This is a genomic window from Sphingomonas sp. UNC305MFCol5.2, from assembly GCF_000712135.1.
GTDB lineage: Bacteria > Pseudomonadota > Alphaproteobacteria > Sphingomonadales > Sphingomonadaceae > Sphingomonas.
The window spans coordinates 636,189-656,906 of record NZ_JOOE01000001.1 but is presented as its reverse complement, the minus strand read 5'-3'; the positions used below and the strand labels follow the sequence as shown (position 1 = coordinate 656,906).

Here is a 20,718-nt window from a genome sequence, read left to right as displayed (position 1 = left end):
GCCGCGGCCGGCGTTGCGATGACGCTCGACGAATTGCGCGAACTTGCCCGCGCCAAGCTGCGGGCGGCAGGGCTGGCCGGCGATCACGCCGACGCTGTGGCGGAGACGATGGTCGCGGGCGAGCGCGACGGCTGTGCGAGCCATGGCATCTACCGGCTGCTCGTCGCCGATCGCAGCATCCGCGCGGGCGTGGTGGCGCCTGATGCAGTGCCGGTGGTCTCCGAGCCGAAGGCGGGGCTGGTGCAGGTCGACGGCGGCGGCGGGTTCGCGCAGCTTGCCTTCGCGCGTGGGATGCCGGTGCTCGTCGAAAAGGCGCGGACGAACGGCATCGCGGCGCTGGCGCTCAACAATGTCGTCCATTTCGCGGCGCTGTGGCCCGAGGTCGAGGCGTTGGCGGAGCAGGGGCTGGTGGCGCTGGCCTTCACGCCGAGCCATGCCTGGGTCGCGCCCGCGGGCGGAACGAAACCCGTGTTCGGGACCAATCCGATCGCGTTCGGTTGGCCGCGCCCGGGGCGTGAACCTTTCGTGTTCGATTTCGCGACCAGCGCCGTGGCGCGCGGCGAGATAGAGCTGCATCGCCGCGAGGGCCGGGCGATCCCCGACGATTGGGGCTATGACGCCGAGGGGCGCAGCACCACCGATGCCGAGGCGGTGCTGAACGGCGCGATGCGCACCTTTGGCGGGCACAAGGGTTCGGCATTGGCGGCGATGGTCGAATTGCTCGCCGGGCCACTGATCGGCGATATGACAAGCGCGGAGTCGATCGCCGTCGACAAGGGCCGTGGCGGCTCGCCGATCGGGGGTGAGCTGATCGTCGCGTTCGATCCGGCGGGCTTTCTGGGCGGCGCGGTGCAGGCGCATCTCGAACGCGCCGAGGCGATGTTCGCGGCGATCGAGGGGCAGGGCGCGCGGCTGCCGTCGCAGCGGCGTTACGCCGCGCGGGTGCGCAGTCTCGCCGAGGGCGTGACCATCCCCGCGGCGCTGTACGCGGACATCATGGCGATCGGAGGGTGAGCGTGCAGGCTTGGCGCAAGGCAGGGATTTTGCTGGTAGGCGCGGCGATGCTGACGGCGGCGGCGCCGTTGCCTGGACCCGATGCGCAGCTTCGGAAACTGTACACCGAAGAATATGCGTGGCGGCAGCGCCAGCAGGCGCCGAATGAGGATAGCCCCAAGGACCAGAAGCTCGGGCTTCCCGACATCGGCCCCGCCGCGCAGGCCGAAAGGCTGGCGCGCTGGACGGCGACGCTCTCTGCTCTGGGCAAGATCGATCCGGCAAAGCTCTCGCCCGCCGAGCGAGTCAATTACGCGGTGTTCAAGGGACAGATCGAGGCGCTGCTGAACGAGCAGCAATATCGCGACTACGAGAAGCCGCTCAACGCCGACAGCAGCTTCTGGGGCGACCTCGCCGAATCCGCACGCGGCGATTTCGTGCGCGAGAAGGATTATCGCCGTTACCTGGCGACGCTGCGCGATATCCCGCGGTACTTCGACCAGCAGATCGTCAATATGCGCGCGGGGCTCAAGCGCGGCTTCACGCCGTCTCGGATCACGTTACAGGGCCGCGATGCGGGGGTGGCCAAGGTCGCCGAGGCGAAGTCGCCGGCGGATTCGCCGTTCTTCGCGCCCTTCTCCAAATTCCCGGCGGGCATGCCGGCGGCGACCCAGGCAAAGCTGCGCGCCGAGGGCGAGGCGGCGATCCGCGAGGCAGTGGTGCCCGCGCATGCGAAGCTGCTGCGCTTCCTGCGCGACGAATATATTCCCGGCGCGCGGACGGCGCTCGCGGCATATGACCTTCCCGACGGGCGGGCCTATTACCAGTCCAAGGTCGCCGAATACACCACGCTCGACCAGACCCCCGAGCAGGTCCATGCGATCGGCCTCGCCGAAGTCGCCAAGATCCGTGCCCGGATGCACGACGTGATGCAGCAGGTCGGATTCAAGGGCGATCTTGCCGCCTTCCTCAAGTTCCTGCGCACCGATCCGCAATTCTACGCGAAGACGCCGCAGGCTCTGCTCGATCGCGGGGCGTGGATCGCCAAGACCTTCGACGGCAAGGCCTCGAAATATTTCGGCCGGTTGCCGCGCAGCCGCTTCGCGATCATTCCGGTGCCCGACGACATCGCGCCCTTCTACACCGGCGGGCGCGGCGGGCCCGGCGTGTATCTGATCAACACGTACAATCTGCCGGCGCGGCCGCTCTACTCGCTGCCAGCGCTGACGCTACACGAGAGCGCGCCGGGGCATGCCTTCCAGATGCCGCTCGCGGCGGAGAACAAGGACCTGCCGGCATTTCGGCGCGACACCTATCTCTCGGTCTATGGTGAGGGCTGGGCGCTTTATTGCGAGGCGCTGGGCGAAGAGATGGGAATGTACCAGACGCCGTACGAGGTGTTCGGCATGCTTTCCTACCAGATGTGGCGCGCAGCACGGCTGGTGGTCGACACCGGCATCCATGCGCAGGGCTGGAGCCGCGAACAGGCACAGCAATTCCTCCACGACAATACCGCGCTGGCCGATCACGAGATCGAGACCGAAGTCGATCGCTACATCGCCTGGCCGGGGCAGGCGCTGAGCTATTACACCGGCGAGCTCGCGATCCTGAAAGCACGCGCCCGCGCCGAAAAGGCACTCGGCGCGAAGTTCAACATCCGTGCCTTCCACGACGCGGTGCTCGCGCTGGGATCGGTGCCGATTCCCGAGATCAACCGCCGCGTCGACCAGCTCATCGCCGAGGGCGGCAAGGGCCCTTACCCGGACGAGGAATGACATGAAGCGACTGGTTGCCCTCGCGCCGCTGCTGGCGGCGCTTCCCGGCGCGGCCTGCGCGCAGACCGCGTCCGAGACGGTGATCGCGAAGGGCAACCCGATCCTCGCCGACGGCCGTTTCTACACGACGGATCCGGCGCCGCTGGTCGATGGCGACACGCTCTACATCCTCACCGGGCGCGACATGGCCGAGCCCGAGGTCAACGACTTCATCATGCCCGAATGGCAGCTGCTGTCGACGCGCGATCCGGCGTCGCGGAAATGGCGGCATACCCCCGGCTTCATCCGGCCCGAGAATGTCTTCGCCTGGGCCGAGCCGGCGCGGGCCTATGCCGGGCAGATCGTCAAAGGGCCCGACGGGCGATTCTATTTCTATGCGCCGGTGCTCGAGAAGAACAGCGACGCTAAGGACCGCTTCGCGATCGGCGTCGCGGTGGCGGATCGTCCGACCGGGCCGTGGAAGGATGCCCACCCGTCGGGGCCGATCATCTCGCAAAAGCTGCCCGTTGCGAACAATATCCAGAATATCGATCCGACCGTGCTGCTCGACGACGATGGCCGGGTCTACATCTATTGGGGCACGTTCGGTCAGTTGCGCGGGATGGAACTCGAACGCGACATGATCACGCCCAAGGGACCGGAGAAGCGGATCGAGGGGCTGACCGGCTTCTTCGAGGCACCGTGGATCCTGAAGCGCAAGCTTGTCTATTACATGCTCTACGCCGGCAACAAGGCCGGCCCGGACAGCGCCTGCACGCCGGCGGTCTATCACGCCTGCCAGGCCTGGGGCACCGCGACTTCGCCGCTGGGGCCGTGGACCTATCGCGGAGTCGCGCTGCGCCCGGTCTCCTCGACGACCTCGCATGCCGGTGCCGTCGAATTTAAAGGCAAGTGGTACATGGTGTATCACACCGCCGACGCAGTGGGCGGCGGGCATTTCCGGCGCAGCGTGGCGATCGATGAAATGCAGTGGGACGACAGCGTCTCGCCCGCCGCGATCCGACCGGTGGTGCCGACCCGCGCACCGCAGCCCGCGCCAAAGCCGACGCGCAACATCGCGGGCTCGGCTTCGGCGGTGTCATCGAACGTCGTGCCGGTGCAATATTGGATCGCCGCGCTCAACGACGGCAAGGTCCGCGCCAACCCGCTGCCGCCGGAAATGTGGGGCACGTGGAACGGCAACAACCCGAAGCAGCCCTGGGTCGAATATCGCTGGGCGAAGCCGGTGACGGTCGACGGGTCGCGCGTCTATTTCTTCGCCGACCAGCCCGCCGGATCGGGGATCGGCGTCGCGCCGCCCGCGGCGTGGCGCCTCGAATATTGGGATGGTGCGTGGAAGCCGGTGGCCGGGACAAGCGGCTACGGCACGACGCCCGGCGCATTCGAGGAAGTCCGCTTCGCGCCGGTGACGACGCGCTGCCTGCGCATGGTATTCGACGCTTCGGGTAGCGGCCCCTATGCGGGGGTGGGCGTGCAGGAATGGGAAGTGCTCGCGCCGCGGCCCCGCGTGCCGGCGGCGGCAGGTGTTGCAGCCCCTGCCTGCGGGAAGAACTAGGGCGTATCGGGGTGGGTGCGCGCGTCGGCGCGCCCAAAAGAATCTCTGACCTGCCAGCAAAATGGCACCCGCTGGGGCATCGAGGCCGGTGCCACCCATCCCTGGCCCCTCCTAGAACGGAGGGGCGTTGAAAGTCGGTCCGTCATAGTATTGGGGTGACTGGCTTGGCCGTTGGTGCCGTCCGCTACGGAGCCGCGAAGATCGAAAAGCCGCCATGAGACGATTGAGGGGTTCTCAGTTTTCGATCCGTTGCGGATACTGAAGAAGACTGCGAAAGTCGCCCTGGAAGCTCTGTTTCAGAGGGTGTCAGGATGTCCATATCGGTACTCGACATGTCTATGTCCCTCGATGGCTATATCGCCGATGAGAACGACTATCTCGGGGGTGAGGACGGGGAGCGGCTGCACGACTGGGCCAAGACTGGCGACCTCGCGCGAGAGCTGGAGAATGAGATGGGCAAAGCCGGTGCCGTCCTTGCTGGTCGGCGGACGGCCGAGCTGATGGATCATTGGGGCGGTAGTCATAACGGCGCGCCCATTTTCGTCCCGAGCCACCGGCCGCCCGGCCCTGCCGCTCGTTGGGGCTACCCGCTGGTTACCTATGTCAACGACGGGATCGCCAGCGCGATGGAACAGGCGAAGGCCGCAGCCGGCGATCGGGAGGTGCAGGTCCGCGGTGGATACACTGCACAGCGGGCGCTTGAGGCTGGAGTGCTGGATGAGCTGAGAATCCACCACATACCAGTGCTGCTTGGACGCGGCCGCCGCATGTTCGACATATTGCCTCGGGAGATTGAGCTGGAAATTATCGGCGTCGTAGACACGCCGCACGCAACACATATCCGATACCGAGTTCGCAAATAGCCCCGTGCGAAGTCCGAAACCGACGCATCGCGGACATTCGCCATCACGAAATTCAAGGGACACCAGGTTGACACTGCCCCGTTTGATGCGCCCCGCTGCGCGACATCGAAGCGACCGCACGCGCGCCGTGTGAATCTCCTGGATCTGGTATGGATCCGTCCGACAATGTCAAAGAACCGGTTGCGAGACCGCCCACCCTGGGTGGAGAGCTCGACAACCTTTAAATTCAGTCATCCCGACTCCTTCGACTGCCTGCAAGGCAGGCGCTCAGGCCGGGCTGACGAGGGAATGAGGCAAGCAGACGAAATCCTACATTTCAAGACCCGAAACCGCGCCACATATTGCGCGCACGTTCAGCAAATCTCGGCAGTGCTCGTCGGGATCGGCCCCGGCGGCACGCGTGCCGGGTGCTTGTAGAAGGGGTCGCCGGGCAGGCGATGCCGCTCGCCATAGACAGCACGCAGCACCGCGGCGAGCGCCGGGTCGTGCCGGCGCAGATCGGTATCGGACAAGATGCGTACACCATCGACCACCGCGAGCTTGTTCGAGTTGAACCAGAATTGCGTGCCCTCGGCCCAATATTCCTGGACCGTGGTCGCGCCATATTCGCCGGTCCACAGGCCCTTGTCCTTCGCCGCGGCATAGGCCAGCTCGACCTGCGCGTAGAGCTCGGGATCAACCGCCTGCACGGCGTAGAGGATCGCATGCGAGAATTCGTGGACGAGGATCGTCTCGCCATAATATTTGGTGCCTGGGATCGCGAGCAGGTTCTCGGTCGCGGCGCTGGTCAGCAACCCGCCCATGCCGCGCGCGCGGCGGCCCCAATATTCGCGGTCGGTCAGCCGGCCGATCCGCATGTCATAGAGTTTGCGCTCGCACCGGGTGAGGCGGGGATCGTCGATCGCCGGCTTCTTCCAGTCGCGTTGTTCGGGGACGTCGGTAGTGAGTTCGTCGACTCCCATGACCATCACGCGCTGCCCGGCCCGCACCAGTTCGCGGGCGAGATCGGGACGGCGCGTGAGCATCGCCACTATCATCCGCCGCGCGACCTGCAGCGCCGCGTCGGGCACCGCTCGCGATGAGGATATCGGGACGCCGTTCGCGTCGATCGATTTGACGTAGAACGGGTCGAGCTTGAGCATCGCAGGCGGCGCGTCGATCGGCGCAGGCTTGCCCGCGCAACCGGCGAGCGAAGCGGCGGCCGCCAGCAGGGGAAGCGCACGCCTCATGCGAAGGGCTGGTCGAGCGAATGCTGCGGCTCGGTGAACCAGGCGGCGCCGGTCTCGGTCACATGCATATGGTCCTCCAGCCGGATGCCGAAGCGCTCGGGCACGACGATCATCGGTTCGTTCGAGAAGCACATGCCCGGCGCCAGCGGCGTGTGGTCACCGCGGACGAGATAGGCGGGTTCGTGGATCGCGAGGCCGATGCCGTGTCCGGTGCGGTGCGGAAGGCCGGGCAGGCGATAATCGGGACCGAGGCCGGCGCGTTCGAGCACGCGCCGCGCGGCGGCATCGACGCTCTCGCATGGCGCGCCCGGTTCGACAGCGTCGAAGGCGGCGGCCTGCGCTTCCTTCTCCAGCGCCCAGAGCGTGCGGATCTCGTCATCGACCGCGCCGAACGCATAGGTGCGGGTGATGTCCGAATGATAGCCGTCGACCGTGCATCCGGTATCGATCAGCACCAATTGGCCTTCCTCGAGCTGCTGGTCGCCGGGCAGGCCGTGCGGATAGGCAGTTGCGGTTCCGAACTGCACCGCACAAAATGTCGACCCCGCAGCACCCAGCGCGCGGTGCGCATCGTCGATGAAGCGCTTGACCGTGCTTGCGCACATGCCGGGCGCGAGGACGCCCGCCGCACGGCGGTGGACCTCGAGCGTCATCTGCTTGGCCTGTTGCATCAGCGCGAGTTCGGTCGCGGACTTCACCATGCGCAAACCGTCGATCACCAAAGCGCCGGAGACCGGTCGGAACGATGCGCGCAGCGGCTCGGACCAATGGAACGGCAGCAGTGGATCGAGCGCGAGCACGGCATTCGCCGCCAGCGCGTCTCCGATCAGCGCGAGCGGGCTCTCGTCCTCCTCCCACAGCAGCAATTCGGCATCGATCGCCAGTTCGGCCTCCAGTGATCCGCGCTCGAAAGCGGGGCAGAGGATCCACGGCTTGCCGCTGACGGGCAGCAGCATGGCCACCAGCCGCTCGGTCGGCGACCAGCCGATCCCGGTGAAATAGCGCAGGCTCGGCCCGGCATTGACCAGCAGGGCGTCGGCGCCGATCGCCGCCAGCCGCGCGCGGGCGCGTTCCAGCCGCGCGTTGCGCTCCTCTTTGCCGATAGGCGGGGCAGGGGAAGGCCATTGCTCCAGCGCGGCGAGTTCCGCCGCGATAGTCGAGCCGCCGATGGTCATGCGCGTCCTCCTTTGCCGCCGAATCGCTCGAGATCGAACGGCGTCAGATCGATGTGGGGATGGGTTTCGTTCGCCAGCGCCGCCACCAGTTCGGCAGTGATCGGTGCGAGCGTCAGGCCCAGATGCTGATGCCCGAAGGCGTAAAGCAGATTGGCCGCGCGGCGCGAGCGGCCGATTGCCGGCAGATAGTCGGGCAGGGTAGGGCGGGCGCCCATCCAGCGCGTGAAGGGCGGCCGCATCGGCAGGCCGAGTTCGGTGACACGGTGCTCCAGCCGTTCCCATTTGCGCGGGTCGGGCGGCGCGTCCGGCCGCCCCAGCTCGACGAAGCTCGCGGCCTGGACCGTGTCGGCATAACGCGTGACGATCATCGATCGATCCTCGAACACGATCGGGGGCAAGTCGGCGGGCCAGTGATCCGCGACGGCGCGGATATGATAGCCGCGCTCGGCGACGATCGGCGCGTGGTGTCCGGCGCGCTCGACCAGAGGCTTGCTGTGCACACCGGCGGTGACGAGCACCAGATCGGCTTCATGCCCGGGCACCCGCGCTTGCCCCTGTTCAAGGATCAGCGTGCCGGTCTCGCGCAGGATCTGGCCGCCTTGCTGGAGGATGTCGTTCTCGAGTGCGGCGGCGAGCAGATCGAGGTCGCTGATCTGGCCGGTCCCGGTGAAACGCAGCGCACCCGCGATCGGCGCAGGGATGACTGCGCGTATCCGGGCGATGTCTTGCGGGGCAGCGTCGTCCACCCGTGCCGTCCCGATGTCGGCGCTTAGCCACACCGCTTTGCCGGCCGCTGCCTGGGCCGTGTCGCCCCATATGACGAAATGACCTTCCGTCTTCACCAGCTGCCCGGCCCAGGGCGCGCGCTGCCACGCCGGGAGCGCCTCGGCGAGGAGCGCGCGCAATGCATCGCCGCCGGCACGAAAGCGATCGGGCCGTGCAGCAGCGAGGAAGCGCAACGCGAACGGAAGCCAAGTGCGCACGCCGTGTACCGGCAGGTCGAGCGCACCGCCTGCGGCGAAGCGCCGGCGCCAAGCCGAGCGCAGGCTCGCCATCGATGCCAGCGGCGCGACCTGCTCGGTTGCGATATGCCCGGCATTTCCCCACGACGCAGCATTGCGCATCGTACTGGATTCCAGCACGATAACCGCGTGCCCTGCGCGCAACAGCGCGGACGCGCAGGATAGCCCGACCACGCCGCCGCCAATGATCGTTATTCGCCTCAACCGGTTATCCTCTATTGCAACGCAAAAATCAGTATCGTATACGTTATTCGACTTCAAGAACGGGGTATATGATGACGATCGGTTGGAAGGGCGTTTTTCCCGCGGTGACGACTCAGCTGAGGGAGGACCTGTCGATCGACCTGACCGACACGCAGCGCGTAGTGGACGATTTGATCCGTGACGGCGTCACCGGCGTGATCGCGCTGGGAACGGTGGGCGAGAACAACTCGCTCGATTTCGGTGAGAAGGTCAGCGTGCTCTCCGCGATCGTCGAGGTGGTCAATGGCCGGGTCCCGGTGATCACCGGCGTATCCGAATATGACACGCGCCGCGCGGTTCGCTATGCCCAGGCGGCCGAGACGGCTGGCGCGGACGGCCTGATGCTGCTGCCCCCGATGGTCTATGTGCCCAAGCCGCACGAGATGGTCGCCCATTTCAAGGGCGTTGCGGACCAGACCGGGCTGCCGATCATGCTCTACAACAATCCGCCCGCCTATCGCTCGGTGATCGATAACGAAGTCCTCGAGGCGCTCAAGCCGGTGAAAAACATCGTCGCGGTCAAGGAATCGGCTCCGGACACGCGCCGCTTCACCGATTTCCGCAATGATTTCGGCGGTCGCTACGTGCTGTTCGCCGGCCTTGACGATGTCGCGCTGGAAGGCCTTTTCCTCGGCGCGCAGGGCTGGGTGTCGGGCCTCACCAATGCCTTCCCCAAGGAATCGGTCGAGCTCGTCGCGGCATTCGAGCGGGGCGATCATGCCAAGGCGCTCGAAATCTATCGCTGGTTCATGCCGTTGCTCCATCTCGATGCCGAGCATGACCTCGTCCAGTCGATCAAGCTCGCCGAGCAAGTGATGGGCCGCGGCTCCGAGCGCGTGCTGCCGCCGCGCTATCCGCTGGAAGGCGCACGCCGCGCCGAAGTGATCGCCATGGTCGAGAAGGCGGCGGCGACGCGACCCAGCCTGACCGTCGCCAAGGCCGCCTGACGCGCAAGATGCGGCACACCTTCTTCTGCATCGACGGCCACACCGCCGGCAATCCGGTTCGCCTGGTGGCTGGCGGTGCGCCCTTGCTCAAGGGTGCGTCGATGTCGGAGAGGCGGCAGGATTTCCTCGCCCGCTTCGATTGGATCCGCACCGGGCTGTGCTTCGAGCCGCGCGGGCACGACATGATGTCGGGCGGGTTCCTCTATCCGCCGACACAGCCCGATGCGGACGTCGGCATCCTGTTCATCGAGACCTCCGGATGCCTGCCGATGTGCGGCCACGGTACGATCGGCATGGTCACCTTCGGGCTCGAACACGGGCTGATCCAGCCGGCCGAGCCCGGAAAGCTCCGGATCGAAGTGCCCGCCGGCGTGATCGACGTGGCCTATATGCGTGAAGGCGATAAGGTCACCGCGGTGCGCATCACCAACGTGCCCGCTTATGTCGCGGCGCGCGGAATCCAGGTTGATGTCGAAGGCATCGGCCCGCTGTCGATCGATGTCGCTTACGGCGGCAATTATTACGCGATCATCGAGCCTCAGGGCGGCTATACCGGGCTCGACGATCTCGGCGCGTCGCGCCTGATCGACCTCAGCGGGCGCATTCGCGAAGCGGTGCGCGAAAAGTTCGAGCCGGTGCATCCGCTCGACTCCACGATCCGCGGTGTCAGTCACGTCCTCTGGGCGGACAAGCCGCGCGGGGACGGCGCCGACGGGCGCAACGCGGTGTTCTATGGCGACAAGGCGATCGATCGCAGTCCGTGCGGCACTGGGACTTCAGCGCGCCTCGCGCATCTCGCCGCGGCAGACAAACTCGCGGTCGGTGATCGCTTCGTCCATGAAAGCTATATCGGCAGCCGCTTCGTCGGCCGCGTCGAGGCGGAGACGCGTCTCGGCAATCAGCCGGCAATCATCCCGTCGGTGGAAGGGTCTGCGATCGCAACGGGCTTCAACACGATATGGATTGATCGTGCTGATCCATTCTGGGAAGGGTTTCAGGTTAAGTAATGCATCTGATTCCGCGCCGTTCATTCGAACACGGGCGCTCCCATTTGAAGGAGAGACGGTCATGAGTATCGTCGTACGTACGTTGGCCGAGCGCGTCTTCGAGATCGTGCGCGAGCAGATCGTGACCGGACAACTGCCCGACAATTTGCCGATCCGTCAGGATGCGCTGGCTACCGAGCTCGGCGTGAGCAAGATTCCTCTGCGTGAGGCGTTGGCGCGGCTCGAGCACGAAGGGTTGCTGACTAGCCACGCCAATCGCGGTTATTTCGTCCAGCCTATGTCGGCGGGACAGGTCGACGAGATCTATGTACTCCGGCTCGCCATCGAGCCGCCGGCCGCGGTGTATGCCGCCGAACGCGCGACCGATGCAGATCGGGCCGCCGCGATCCGTGCCTTCGAGGAGCTCGACGGCGCCGCGGCCAGCAACCTGGCTGAAGTCGCTGTGCGCAATCGTGATTTCCATACCGCATTGGTGCGGCCAGGTGGCCGTTTGCTGACCACTCAATTGGTCGAGCGACTGTCGATCCTCGCTGAACGCTATGTAGTTGCGCATCTGCAGCCCGCGGGACGCGAATCCCGCGCGCATACCGAGCATCAGGACTTGCTCGATGCCTGGTTGGCGCGTGACGGCGCCAAGCTGACCACGCTGCTCACCGGTCATATTCAGGGCACGCTCGACGATCTTCGTCAGCAATTCGGCTCAACGGCCTAGTCGACCAAAAACTCAGGGGGAAGCTGCATGTTCGGTCCGCGTAAATCGCTTGATTCAGTCACTAAGCACGCGGAGGGCCATGCACTCGCCAAGACGCTCAGCTGGCCGCATCTGATAGCCCTCGGCGTGGGTGCGATCGTCGGCACCGGCATCTACACTCTCACCGGCGTCGGCGCCGAACGCGCCGGGCCGGCGGTGATCCTCGCCTTTGCCATCGCCGGCGCGGTCTGCGCCTGCGCGGCGCTCGCTTATGCCGAATTGGCGACGATGATCCCCGCCGCGGGGAGCGCGTACACCTTCAGCTACGCTGCACTGGGCGAGAAGATCGCCTGGGTGGTCGGCTGGAGCCTCGTACTCGAATATTCGCTCGCATGCTCGACTGTCGCGGTCGGCTGGTCGGGCTATCTGGTCGGCTGGCTGCAGGCGGCGGGCGTGCACCTGCCGCCCGAGCTTCTCGCTGGGCCGCATGCGGGTGGGATCATCAATCTGCCTGCCGTGACCGTCGCGCTGAGCGTGATGGGGATGCTCGTCGCCGGCACCCGCGAGAGCGCCACACTCAACATCGTCCTCGTCGTCATCAAGCTGGTCGCACTAGGTGTGTTTGTTGCCTTCGCGCTCCCCGCGTTCGACGGCAGCAACCTCGAGCCTTTCATGCCCTATGGCTTCGGCTCGACCGAGGTCGGCGGAGAAAAGCGCGGGGTGATGGCCGCCGCGGCGATCGTCTTCTTCGCATTTTACGGGTTCGACGCAGTCGCCACGTCGGCCGAGGAGGCGAAGCGTCCCGGTCGTGACCTGACCATCGGCATCGTGGGTTCGATGCTGGTCTGCACGATCATCTACATGGCGGTGGCAATCGCCGCTGTGGGCGCGCTGCCGTACCAGCAGCTTGCCAATTCTGCCGAGCCGTTGGCACTCGTGCTGCGCACGCTGGGGCAGCCGGTGGCCGGGCATCTCATAGCGCTGGCCGCGGTGATCGCGCTGCCTTCGGTAATTCTCGTCATGATGTACGGCCAGAGCCGGATCTTCTTCGTAATGGCGCGTGACGGGCTGCTCCCGCGCAGCCTTGCCAAGGTCTCCCCACGCACCGGCGCGCCGACCCGGATCACGTTGATCACGGGCGCGGTAATCGCGGCAGTCGCCGGCTTCTTCCGCCTCGACGAGATCGCCGAACTCGCCAATGCCGGGACATTGCTCGCTTTCGTCGCGGTTGGGGCGTGCCTGATGGTGTTGCGGAAGCGCGCGCCCGATGCGCCGCGGCTGTTCCGTTGCCCCGCGCCTTATGTGGTCGGGACGCTGGCGATCCTCGGCTGCCTCTATCTGCTGTTCAGCCTGCCATCGGCGACGATCCTGCGCTTCATCGTCTGGAACCTGATCGGGTTGGCCGTCTACTTCGCTTATGGCTGGCGGCACAGCGAAGTGAAGCAGCGGGCACTGCCCGCCTGACCTGAGTTTCGAGTCTTAATTACTGTCCTAACGACAAGGAGTAGCCCCGTGCGACACCTGCTGACGGCGCTTGCCCTCACGACATCGCTCACCGGAACGGCGCTCGCCCAGACGCGCTTCGACGGCGTCTGGCTGTTCGACGATGCCGGACCCAATCCGGGCATCACCATGTTGCAGGTCGCCAGCGATGGCGACCGCATCACCGGCGCGGTGACCACGCAATGGTATGGTCCGGTGACGATGCAGAATGCGCGGCTCGACAAGGGCGTGCTCACCTTCGACGTGCGCAATCTCAACGACCGCGAGCATCCCACCCGCACGTGGACCGTGAAGCAGACGCCGAAGGGCGTGCGGCTCGAAGGGCAGATGTGGTTCTCCAAAATCGACGCGACGGGCCACCGCGGCACGGCGAAGCAGGCCGAGGCGCGCGCATTCCGTTTTCAGACGCTGCCGGCCTGGGCGGTGGTCGAGCAAGCGCCGCTCGCGCCCAAGCCGCCGATGGGATGGAGCAGCTGGAACAAGTTCGCCGACAAGATCGATGACAAGACGATCCGCGCGATGGCCGACGCGATGGTCTCCACCGGGCTGCGCGACGCCGGATATGTCTATGTCAACATCGACGATGGCTGGCAGGGGAAGCGCGGCCCCGACGGGCGCATCCGCCCCAATGCCAATTTCCCCGACATGAAGGCCCTCGCCGATTACGTACATTCGAAGGGGCTCAAGCTCGGCATCTACAGCTCGCAGGGGCCGCGCACCTGTGCCGGGTTCGAGGGCAGCTACGGTCATGTCCGGCAGGACGCGCAGACCTTTGCGGACTGGGGTATCGACTATCTCAAATACGATCTCTGCTCGGGCGAATATTTCTACGCTGATGCCGATACGGTGAAGCGCAGCTATGCCGAGATGGGTGCGGCGCTGAGGGCGACCGGACGGCCGATCGTCTATTCGCTGTGCGAATATGGCCGGTTCGACGTCGGCGCCTGGGGCCGGCAGGTCGGCGGCCATCTGTGGCGCACGACCGGCGACATCACCGACGATTATGCGACGATGGCGCGGATCGGCTTCGACAAGAACGGCAATCCCGAGCACACTGGCCCGAACGGCTTCAACGATCCCGACATGCTCGAAGTAGGCAATGGCGGCATGTCCGAAGTCGAATACACCACGCACATGACGCTGTGGGCGATGTCGGCCGCGCCGCTGCTGATGGGGCATGATCTGCGCCAGACGCCGCCCGCAATGCTCCGTCTGCTCGAGAACCGTGACGTGATCGCCGTCGATCAGGATGCGAAGGGCGTGCAGGGCAAGGCCGTGCGCAAGGATGGCGCGCTCGAGATCTGGTCCAAGCCGCTCGCCGATGGCTCGGTGGCGCTGGCGCTGTTCAACCGCGGCGACAGTGCCGCCAGGATGGATGCGCGTGCCGCGGATGCCGGCTTCGACGCGATCACCGCCGCGCGCGATTTGTGGCGCGGGAAGCCGGTGGCGGCCGATGCGCTGACGTTCGACGTACCGGCGCACGGCGCGGTGATGCTGCGCGTCAAGGGCAGGTAAAGGGGCTGCGGACGCTCCTCCAACGCCCAGCCGGGCAGTATGACGACGACCGATGGCGTGCCGCGCGCATCACGAACTCCCCTTCACAGAAAAAACGGGCCGCGGCATACGCCGCGGCCCGTCAAAAGTGAGAGGAGCGGGGAGCCCTCTAGAAACGGAAGCGTGCGCTGGTCTGGATCGTGCGCGCCTGGACCCGGACACCCACCGGGAGCGCGTCATAGGCGCCGAAATAGGAGTCGGCGTTGTCGTGCAGCAAATTGGTACCTTCGACACTCAATGTCAGGAACTTGAACGGCGTAAAGTTGATTGCCGCGTCGAGGCGCGAAGTCGCCTTGGTGTAGATCGAATAGCCCGGGTTCACATAATCGATATAGGTCTTGTACTTCGAGCGATAATTATAGGCGACGCGGGCACTGAACGTCGGCGTATCGTAGAGGAGCGCCACGTTGCCGGTATATTTGGACGTATAGGGCGCATCATATAGCCCCTTTACGTTCAGATCATCATCCCCATAAGCGAGATGGAGCGACGCTTCCGGGATATAGGTGAAATTCGCGTTGATGCCGAAATGCTTCGCAAAGCCGGGCAGGAAGTCGAAGAACGTATTCACCTGTCCTTCGAAGCCGAAGATCTTTCCCGGACCTGCGTTGCGCGGCTTGCCGACAATATACAGGCCGTCGGCGGCGAGTGGGTTGGGCGCCAGCCCGGGAACCGCCTCACGCTGTTCGGTGTAGAAGATGAAGCCGGTCTGGTTCTTCAGGAAGGTGCCGAGCGAGACCATGCCGCCCTTGCCCCAATAATATTCGAGCGAGGCATCGTAATTGTTTTCCTGGATCGCCTTGAGGTCCGGGTTGCCCGCATAGACCCGTCCCTGCGTCGCGGCATCGAGGATGTTCAGGGCCGAGCGCATGTCATAGAATTGCGGGCGCTGGACATTGTGCGTGTAGGAAAGGCGCAACTGCACCTTCGGCGTGAAATGCAGGATCGCCGTCGCGCTGGGCAGCAGGTCGACATAATTCGCCTTGCTGCCGGTCGGCATGTAAGCGACGCCCTGCGCATAATCAGGCGTGCCGTTCGGCAGGAATGCCTTCCACGCATAGCGTGAGCTTACCGCCGTGCCCCATGTGTTGGCATAGCGCAGGCCGATAGTGCCATCGACCGGGAAGGACGCATCGAAGCCGTAGTTGAGCTGGCCATAGGCGGCGAAGGTGCGTTCATGCTCCTTGAAGCTCTCGCCGGGATCGGTGGTCGCGGGCTGGGCAAGGGTCCAGTCGCGGCCGGTGAGGTCGGCCCCGTTGTTGATGATGTAATCCCGCATGGCAGTGAAGTTGTCGTACAGGCTGGCGCCGTCGAGATGGTACCAGGTCGGTGCGCCCTCGATGTCCGGAGTCGTCGAAGCGACGCTGATGCCGGTGGCGGCGCTCACCGCATTCATCGTCGGCGCGGTTGCCGTCGTGAAGTAGAAGGCATCGCGATAGCCGTAATCCCGCGCCATCGTGTGCTTCGTGAAGCGCGCGCCAAACTGCGCCGAACGCAGCAGGCCCGTGGCGCTGGTCTGAACGGTGATTTTGAGTTCCGACGCAAACAGCGTGTCATTGTTGGTGCCACGCTGATCGTGGATCTGGTAAAGTTTGTGACTGGCCGGATTGCCGATGTCGATGCCGGGGAAGGTGACGAAGGGGCCGCCGCCGGGAACGTTGGGCGAATTGAAATCGACATTCGCCACGGTCCCGCCGGTAAGACGGTTCTGACTCTGGACGAAATATTGGTTCATGTCGGACCAGTTATACTGCGTACCGAAATGGATCTGCACCTTGTCCGAGTTCCAATGGGTCTCGAAATTGGTGTTGTAGGTATCGCTCTTGGTCTTCTGATAGATGTTTAGCGGGCCACCCGGGACGCCTTGACCGCCAGTATTGGTGATCGTCACCGAGCGGATCGTTCCATCGGGGTTCACGATAGCGTCGCTGAACGAGCCCTGGTCGTTGTTGGTCTGGATGCGGAGATTGTTACGCTCGTCGTCCGAGCGCACCCCGAGATAGGAACCTTCGACCACGAAATCGAGATGCTCGTTCGCGCGCCACTGCCATGAAGCATTGAGCGACGGGCGCTTGATCGATCCCGATTCCACACCGTAGTTGATGGCATAGGGAATGAGTGTTTCCCGTAGAGGCGCCGGCAGCGTCAGGTTCGCGGGACTGCCGACAAAGAAGCCGATCTGCTGCGGCGATTCGCTGACGACGTAATTCTCGAAATAATTGTTCTTGGTGTAGGAGCCGTTGAGCAGGAAGCCCATTTCGCCGATCGGCGTGTCGAAACGTTCGGCGAGCAGCAGGCTGGCATATGGGCTTTTGGTATCGCCGAGATCCGAGAAGGTCTCGCGGAAGCTGCCGGCGACCGTCAGGCCCTTTCGCAGATCGAGCGGGCGGCGCAGCTCGACATTGACCGTGCCGGCGATGCCGCCCTCGACCTGGTCGGCGCTGCGGGTCTTGTAGACCTCGACAGACTTGAGCAGCTCCGCGGGGATGTCGGCAAGGTTGAGCGCACGCGAACCGGCAGCGCCGGCCTCGTTGCCATTGACCGTGGTTTGGACGTCGCCGAGACCGCGGATCGTGACGGCCTGGCCTTCGCCATGCGCACGATCGATCTGCACCCCGGCCACGCGCGCCAGAGCCTCGGGGACGTTGTTGTCGGGCAGCTTGCCGACGTCTTCTGAAACGACCGAATCGACGATCTGCTTGGCGTTCCGCTTCTTCTCGTTCGCCGAGTCGACGCTGCCGCGGATGCCGACCACGAGGATCTGGTCCTGCGAAGATTCTGCCGTCCCGGCCTCGTCCTGCGCCTGAACCTCCTGCGCCATTACCTGTGTCGCGGCCAGTGCGCCTGCCGAGACGGTGGCCAATGCCAGCGCCCGCGCGACGCCGCGAAAATTCATGCCGACCCGAATCTTCATCGTGTTTCTCCCCCTCTGCCGTTCTCGGCTATACTATATAATGTATACCATATGACCGAGTTTGCCGCTGTCAAGAGACTGAAACAGTCCTTCGGCGGCTGAGTGAGACAGGCGAAGTTCGAAGGCCGGGCTCCATTGGGCAGAGCTGATGGACTCTCCTGCGCGCTTCAAAGGAGATGGACCGCCCCTGTCCGCAGGGCGATGCCGAGCCGAGGTGAGCTGTGTCTCGCTCGTTACAATCTCGTTGCAAAACCCTTCGATCGCTGACATTGTATACCGTACACGATATCAAATATATGATGAAGGGGACGAGATATGCGGAAGCATTGTACATTGCTGGTCGGTAGCGCCGTGGCAGCCTTGGTCGCCTATAGCTCGTCAGCGGCGGCCCAGGGCGTCGACGAAGGCGCATCCCCTCAGGAGGCATCCCAGACCGAAATCACGGTCACCGGCACCCGGATCCAGCAACCGGGCCTGATCAGCACCAGTCCCGTCACCACGATCGACTCGGGCGAGATCCGCCTCCAGGGCGCGACGAACATCGAGAATGTGCTCAATCGGCTGCCCCAGGTCACCGCGGACGCCAACGAGAACGTCTCCAACGGGTCCGACGGCACCGCGCGAGTCAATCTGCGCAATCTCGGCAGCAACCGGAACCTGGTCCTGGTCAACGGCCAGCGCCTGCTGCCGATCCAGGCCACCGATGTGAACTTCCTGCCTTCGTTTCTGGTCGATCGCGTCGACGTGGTCACCGGCGGCGCCTCGGCGGTCTATGGTTCGGACGCGATTTCGGGGGTAGTAAACTTCGTGCTGCGCAAGGACCTGAACGGCGTGCTCGCCGACGTCCAGTACGGCTTCTCCAATCATCACAACGACGACGCGGCGCGCCGCGCCCTGATCTCCGCCAGTGGCTATCAGAACGCCTTGTCCTCACCGATCGACGGACAGCGCTTCGACGCAAATATCGCAGTCGGCAAGAACTTCGCGGACGGGCGCGGCAACATCATGGCCTATTTCGGCTATCGCGAAGTGCAGCCGATCACCCAGGCCGACCGCGACGTCTCCGCCTGCGCGCTCGATCCGACCAACAACAATACCGCATTCACCTGCGGCGGCTCGTCGAACAACGAGTTCGGGCTGTTCCAGCCGCTGACCGGCCCCAATGCCGGAGTCGCCTTCAACAACACCCGCGACGGCGCCAAGACCTGGGTGCCGTATAACAGCAGCTTCCGCTACAATTACGCGCCGCTCAACTATTTCCAGCGCAACGACAAACGCTACACCGCCGGCGCCTTTGCGCGGTTCGAGGCCGATCCCGCGGCCGAAGTCTATGCCAGCTTCATGTTCATGGACGACCGCACCAATTCGCAGGTCGCGCCTTCCGCGCTGTTCCAGGGCACGACCTATACGGTCAATTGCAACAATCCCCTGATGAGCGCGCAGCAGGGGCAATTGCTGTGCGGTGCGGCTTACGGCACTGCGGTGTCGCAGGACCTGTTCATCGGCTACCGCCCGGTGGCGGCGCCGGCCCGGCCGCGGCGCGACGACCTGCGCCACACCGATTTCCGCGTCACCGGCGGCGTCCGCGGAGAGATCGCGCGCGGTATCAGCTATGACGTAAACGGCCTGTTCTCGCGCGTGCTGTTCAACGAGAATTACCAGAACGACATCGATCCGGTGCGCGCCAATCGCGGGCTCCAGGTCGTCAATGTCGGCGGGGTGCCGACCTGCAAATCAGTGATCGATGGCACCGACAAGGCATGCGTGCCGCTCAATGTGTTCCAATATGCCGGCCTGTCCGCCGAATCGCTCGATTATATCTATTCGCCGACCTTCACGCGCGGGATGGACAAGGAGACGGTTCTCAGCGGCACGATGACCGCCGATCTCACCAGTTACGGCGTCAAGAGCCCCTGGGCCGATCAGGGCGTGGGCGCGGTGTTCGGCGTCGAGCATCGCCGCGAGAGCCTGGTCTTCCATGCCGACGCGCTCGCGCAGCAAAAGGGCACGCTCGAGGCGCGGGGGGCGTTCAACGTCACCGAGTTCTTCACCGAAATCCGCATGCCGATCTTCGAGAACCGCCCCTTCGCCGAGGAACTGACGCTGACCGGTGGCTACCGCTATTCGAAGTACAGCACCCGCGACGAAGGCATATCGACTTACAAGGGCGAGGTGGCCTGGGCGCCGATCCGCGACATTCGCTTCCGCGCCGGCTACAATCGCGCGATCCGTGCGCCCAACATCTCGGAATTGTTCGCGGCGCAGGGGCTGGGCAACATCTCGGCGCAGGATCCGTGTTCGGGGGCAACCCCCAGTGCCACCGCGGCGCAGTGCGCGGCCACGGGGGTGAGCGCGGCGCAATACGGCCACATCATCGAGTGTCCGAGCGAAGTTTGTGTGGCGCAGGGGGGCGGCAATCCGGCACTGCGTCCTGAACAGGCTGACACCTACACCGCGGGTGTCGTGCTCGCGCCGCGATTCCTCAAGCGCTTCTCGCTGTCGATCGACTATTTCGACATCAAGGTGCGCGACTACATCTCGTCGATCCCGGGATCGCTGACGATCAGCCAATGCATTGCCACCGGCGATCCGTTCTTCTGCTCGCTGTTCCACCGCGACCCGCGCACCGGCGTGCTGTTCGGCGAGCAGGGCTACGTCGTTTCGACCACTCAGAATACCGGATCGCTCAAGACATCGGGCGTGGACGTCGGCGCCAATTATGCGTTCGATACCGGGATCGGCGGGTTCAGCGCGTCCTTCATCGGAACCTGGCTCAAGGAGCTCCGCAACGAGCCCCTGCCGGGCCTCGGCAGCTATGACTGCGTCGGATTGTTCGGCCCCACCTGCGGCCAGCCGAGCCCCGAATGGCGGCATCAGGCGCGTATCAGCTGGTCGGACACCACCGACATCGCCTCGGTCTCGCTCAACTGGCGCTATATCGGCGGAACCAAGCTGACCAGCAACACCGACGATCCGTTCCTCGCCGGCCCCGCCTACATCCTCAACGCGAGCCTGCCGGCGTACAGCTATTTCGACCTGACGATGACGGCGAAGGTCCAGCAGAACGTCACCTTCCGCGTCGGCGTGAACAATCTGCTCGACAAGGATCCGCCGGCGATCGCGCAGGGACTGCTCTACAGCTTCGGCAACGGCAACACCTATCCGGGAACCTATGACGTGGCGGGCCGGACCTTCTTCATCGGCCTCAATGCGGAGTTCTGATATCTTGCTCCATTAGAAGCACCTG

14 protein-coding genes are annotated in these 20,718 nt (G+C 64.8%); 10 read left to right on the top strand and 4 right to left on the bottom strand.

The window, feature by feature from the left end; all coding sequences use genetic code 11:
* Window positions 1–18: 18 nt before the first annotated feature.
* The 4 genes from BR78_RS0103190 (at window position 19) to BR78_RS0103175 (ending at window position 5,186) form a co-directional block, all read left to right on the top strand.
* Window positions 19–1,014 carry an Ldh family oxidoreductase gene (locus tag BR78_RS0103190; protein WP_029725187.1) on the top strand — a complete coding sequence of 332 codons (996 nt, stop codon included), beginning with the start codon at window positions 19–21 and terminating at the stop codon, window positions 1,012–1,014.
* 47 nt (window positions 1,015–1,061) lie between these two features.
* Window positions 1,062–2,768 carry a DUF885 domain-containing protein gene (locus tag BR78_RS0103185; protein ID WP_029934910.1) on the top strand — a complete coding sequence of 569 codons (1,707 nt, stop codon included), beginning with the start codon at window positions 1,062–1,064 and terminating at the stop codon, window positions 2,766–2,768.
* Window position 2,769: 1 nt separating this feature from the next.
* Entirely contained in the window at window positions 2,770–4,323 is a 1,554-nt protein-coding gene (locus BR78_RS0103180; protein WP_025560303.1) for a family 43 glycosylhydrolase, read from the top strand.
* Between the two features lie 332 nt (window positions 4,324–4,655).
* Window positions 4,656–5,186: a dihydrofolate reductase family protein gene (locus BR78_RS0103175; RefSeq protein WP_197021265.1), complete on the top strand. Its 531-nt coding sequence runs from the start codon at window positions 4,656–4,658 to the stop codon at window positions 5,184–5,186.
* 353 nt (window positions 5,187–5,539) lie between these two features.
* Here BR78_RS0103175 and BR78_RS0103170 read toward each other — a convergent pair whose 3' ends face one another.
* The 3 genes from BR78_RS0103170 to BR78_RS0103160 are packed head-to-tail and all read right to left on the bottom strand — an operon-like array spanning window position 5,540 to window position 8,816.
* Window positions 5,540–6,415: a hypothetical protein gene (locus tag BR78_RS0103170; RefSeq protein ID WP_029934908.1), complete on the bottom strand. Its 876-nt coding sequence runs from the start codon at window positions 6,413–6,415 to the stop codon at window positions 5,540–5,542.
* Complete coding sequence (locus BR78_RS0103165; protein ID WP_025560300.1) at window positions 6,412–7,590, bottom strand: M24 family metallopeptidase; 1,179 nt, start codon at window positions 7,588–7,590, stop codon at window positions 6,412–6,414. The genes BR78_RS0103170 and BR78_RS0103165 overlap by 4 nt, the downstream gene beginning before the upstream one ends.
* Window positions 7,587–8,816 carry an NAD(P)/FAD-dependent oxidoreductase gene (locus BR78_RS0103160; RefSeq protein ID WP_025560299.1) on the bottom strand — a complete coding sequence of 410 codons (1,230 nt, stop codon included), beginning with the start codon at window positions 8,814–8,816 and terminating at the stop codon, window positions 7,587–7,589. The genes BR78_RS0103165 and BR78_RS0103160 overlap by 4 nt, the downstream gene beginning before the upstream one ends.
* Window positions 8,817–8,887: 71 nt before the next feature.
* Here BR78_RS0103160 and BR78_RS0103155 point away from each other — a divergent pair, with 71 nt between their 5' ends.
* From BR78_RS0103155 to BR78_RS0103135, 5 genes are all read left to right on the top strand, one after another.
* Window positions 8,888–9,802, top strand: a complete 915-nt coding sequence (locus BR78_RS0103155) for a dihydrodipicolinate synthase family protein (protein WP_025560298.1) — start codon at window positions 8,888–8,890, stop codon at window positions 9,800–9,802.
* An 8-nt stretch (window positions 9,803–9,810) separates the two neighbouring features.
* Window positions 9,811–10,809 carry a 4-hydroxyproline epimerase gene (locus BR78_RS0103150; RefSeq protein ID WP_025560297.1) on the top strand — a complete coding sequence of 333 codons (999 nt, stop codon included), beginning with the start codon at window positions 9,811–9,813 and terminating at the stop codon, window positions 10,807–10,809.
* Between the two features lie 61 nt (window positions 10,810–10,870).
* Window positions 10,871–11,521 (top strand): GntR family transcriptional regulator, encoded by a 651-nt coding sequence (locus tag BR78_RS0103145; RefSeq protein ID WP_025560296.1) that lies wholly within the window; start codon window positions 10,871–10,873, stop codon window positions 11,519–11,521.
* 27 nt (window positions 11,522–11,548) lie between these two features.
* Window positions 11,549–12,964, top strand: coding sequence for an amino acid permease (locus BR78_RS0103140; RefSeq protein WP_025560295.1), 1,416 nt, complete (start codon window positions 11,549–11,551; stop codon window positions 12,962–12,964).
* 48 nt (window positions 12,965–13,012) lie between these two features.
* The gene (locus BR78_RS0103135) at window positions 13,013–14,518 is read left to right on the top strand and encodes a glycoside hydrolase family 27 protein (RefSeq protein ID WP_025560294.1); all 1,506 of its coding nucleotides are present in this window, start codon (window positions 13,013–13,015) and stop codon (window positions 14,516–14,518) included.
* A 148-nt stretch (window positions 14,519–14,666) separates the two neighbouring features.
* On the opposite strand, the gene BR78_RS0103130 is transcribed toward BR78_RS0103135, so the two are convergent.
* A complete protein-coding gene (locus BR78_RS0103130; RefSeq protein WP_025560293.1) occupies window positions 14,667–17,471 on the bottom strand; it encodes a TonB-dependent receptor in 2,805 nt (934 codons plus the stop codon).
* Window positions 17,472–17,786: 315 nt separating this feature from the next.
* On the opposite strand from BR78_RS0103130, the gene BR78_RS0103125 reads away from it, so the two are divergent.
* Window positions 17,787–20,693, top strand: a complete 2,907-nt coding sequence (locus BR78_RS0103125) for a TonB-dependent receptor domain-containing protein (protein WP_029725177.1) — start codon at window positions 17,787–17,789, stop codon at window positions 20,691–20,693.
* Window positions 20,694–20,718: the final 25 nt, after the last annotated feature.

Bases quoted from the DNA above. Each gene is read 5' to 3' on its own strand.
- BR78_RS0103190 (WP_029725187.1), top strand. From the start codon at position 19: ATGACGCTCGACGAATTGCGCGAACTTGCCCGCGCCAAGCTGCGGGCG.
- BR78_RS0103185 (WP_029934910.1), top strand. From the start codon at position 1,062: ATGCTGACGGCGGCGGCGCCGTTGCCTGGACCCGATGCGCAGCTTCGG.
- BR78_RS0103180 (WP_025560303.1), top strand. From the start codon at position 2,770: ATGAAGCGACTGGTTGCCCTCGCGCCGCTGCTGGCGGCGCTTCCCGGC.
- BR78_RS0103175 (WP_197021265.1), top strand. From the start codon at position 4,656: ATGTCTATGTCCCTCGATGGCTATATCGCCGATGAGAACGACTATCTC.
- BR78_RS0103170 (WP_029934908.1), bottom strand. From the start codon at position 6,415: ATGAGGCGTGCGCTTCCCCTGCTGGCGGCCGCCGCTTCGCTCGCCGGT.
- BR78_RS0103165 (WP_025560300.1), bottom strand. From the start codon at position 7,590: ATGACCATCGGCGGCTCGACTATCGCGGCGGAACTCGCCGCGCTGGAG.
- BR78_RS0103155 (WP_025560298.1), top strand. From the start codon at position 8,888: ATGACGATCGGTTGGAAGGGCGTTTTTCCCGCGGTGACGACTCAGCTG.
- BR78_RS0103150 (WP_025560297.1), top strand. From the start codon at position 9,811: ATGCGGCACACCTTCTTCTGCATCGACGGCCACACCGCCGGCAATCCG.
- BR78_RS0103145 (WP_025560296.1), top strand. From the start codon at position 10,871: ATGAGTATCGTCGTACGTACGTTGGCCGAGCGCGTCTTCGAGATCGTG.
- BR78_RS0103140 (WP_025560295.1), top strand. From the start codon at position 11,549: ATGTTCGGTCCGCGTAAATCGCTTGATTCAGTCACTAAGCACGCGGAG.
- BR78_RS0103130 (WP_025560293.1), bottom strand. From the start codon at position 17,471: ATGAAGATTCGGGTCGGCATGAATTTTCGCGGCGTCGCGCGGGCGCTG.
- BR78_RS0103125 (WP_029725177.1), top strand. From the start codon at position 17,787: ATGCGGAAGCATTGTACATTGCTGGTCGGTAGCGCCGTGGCAGCCTTG.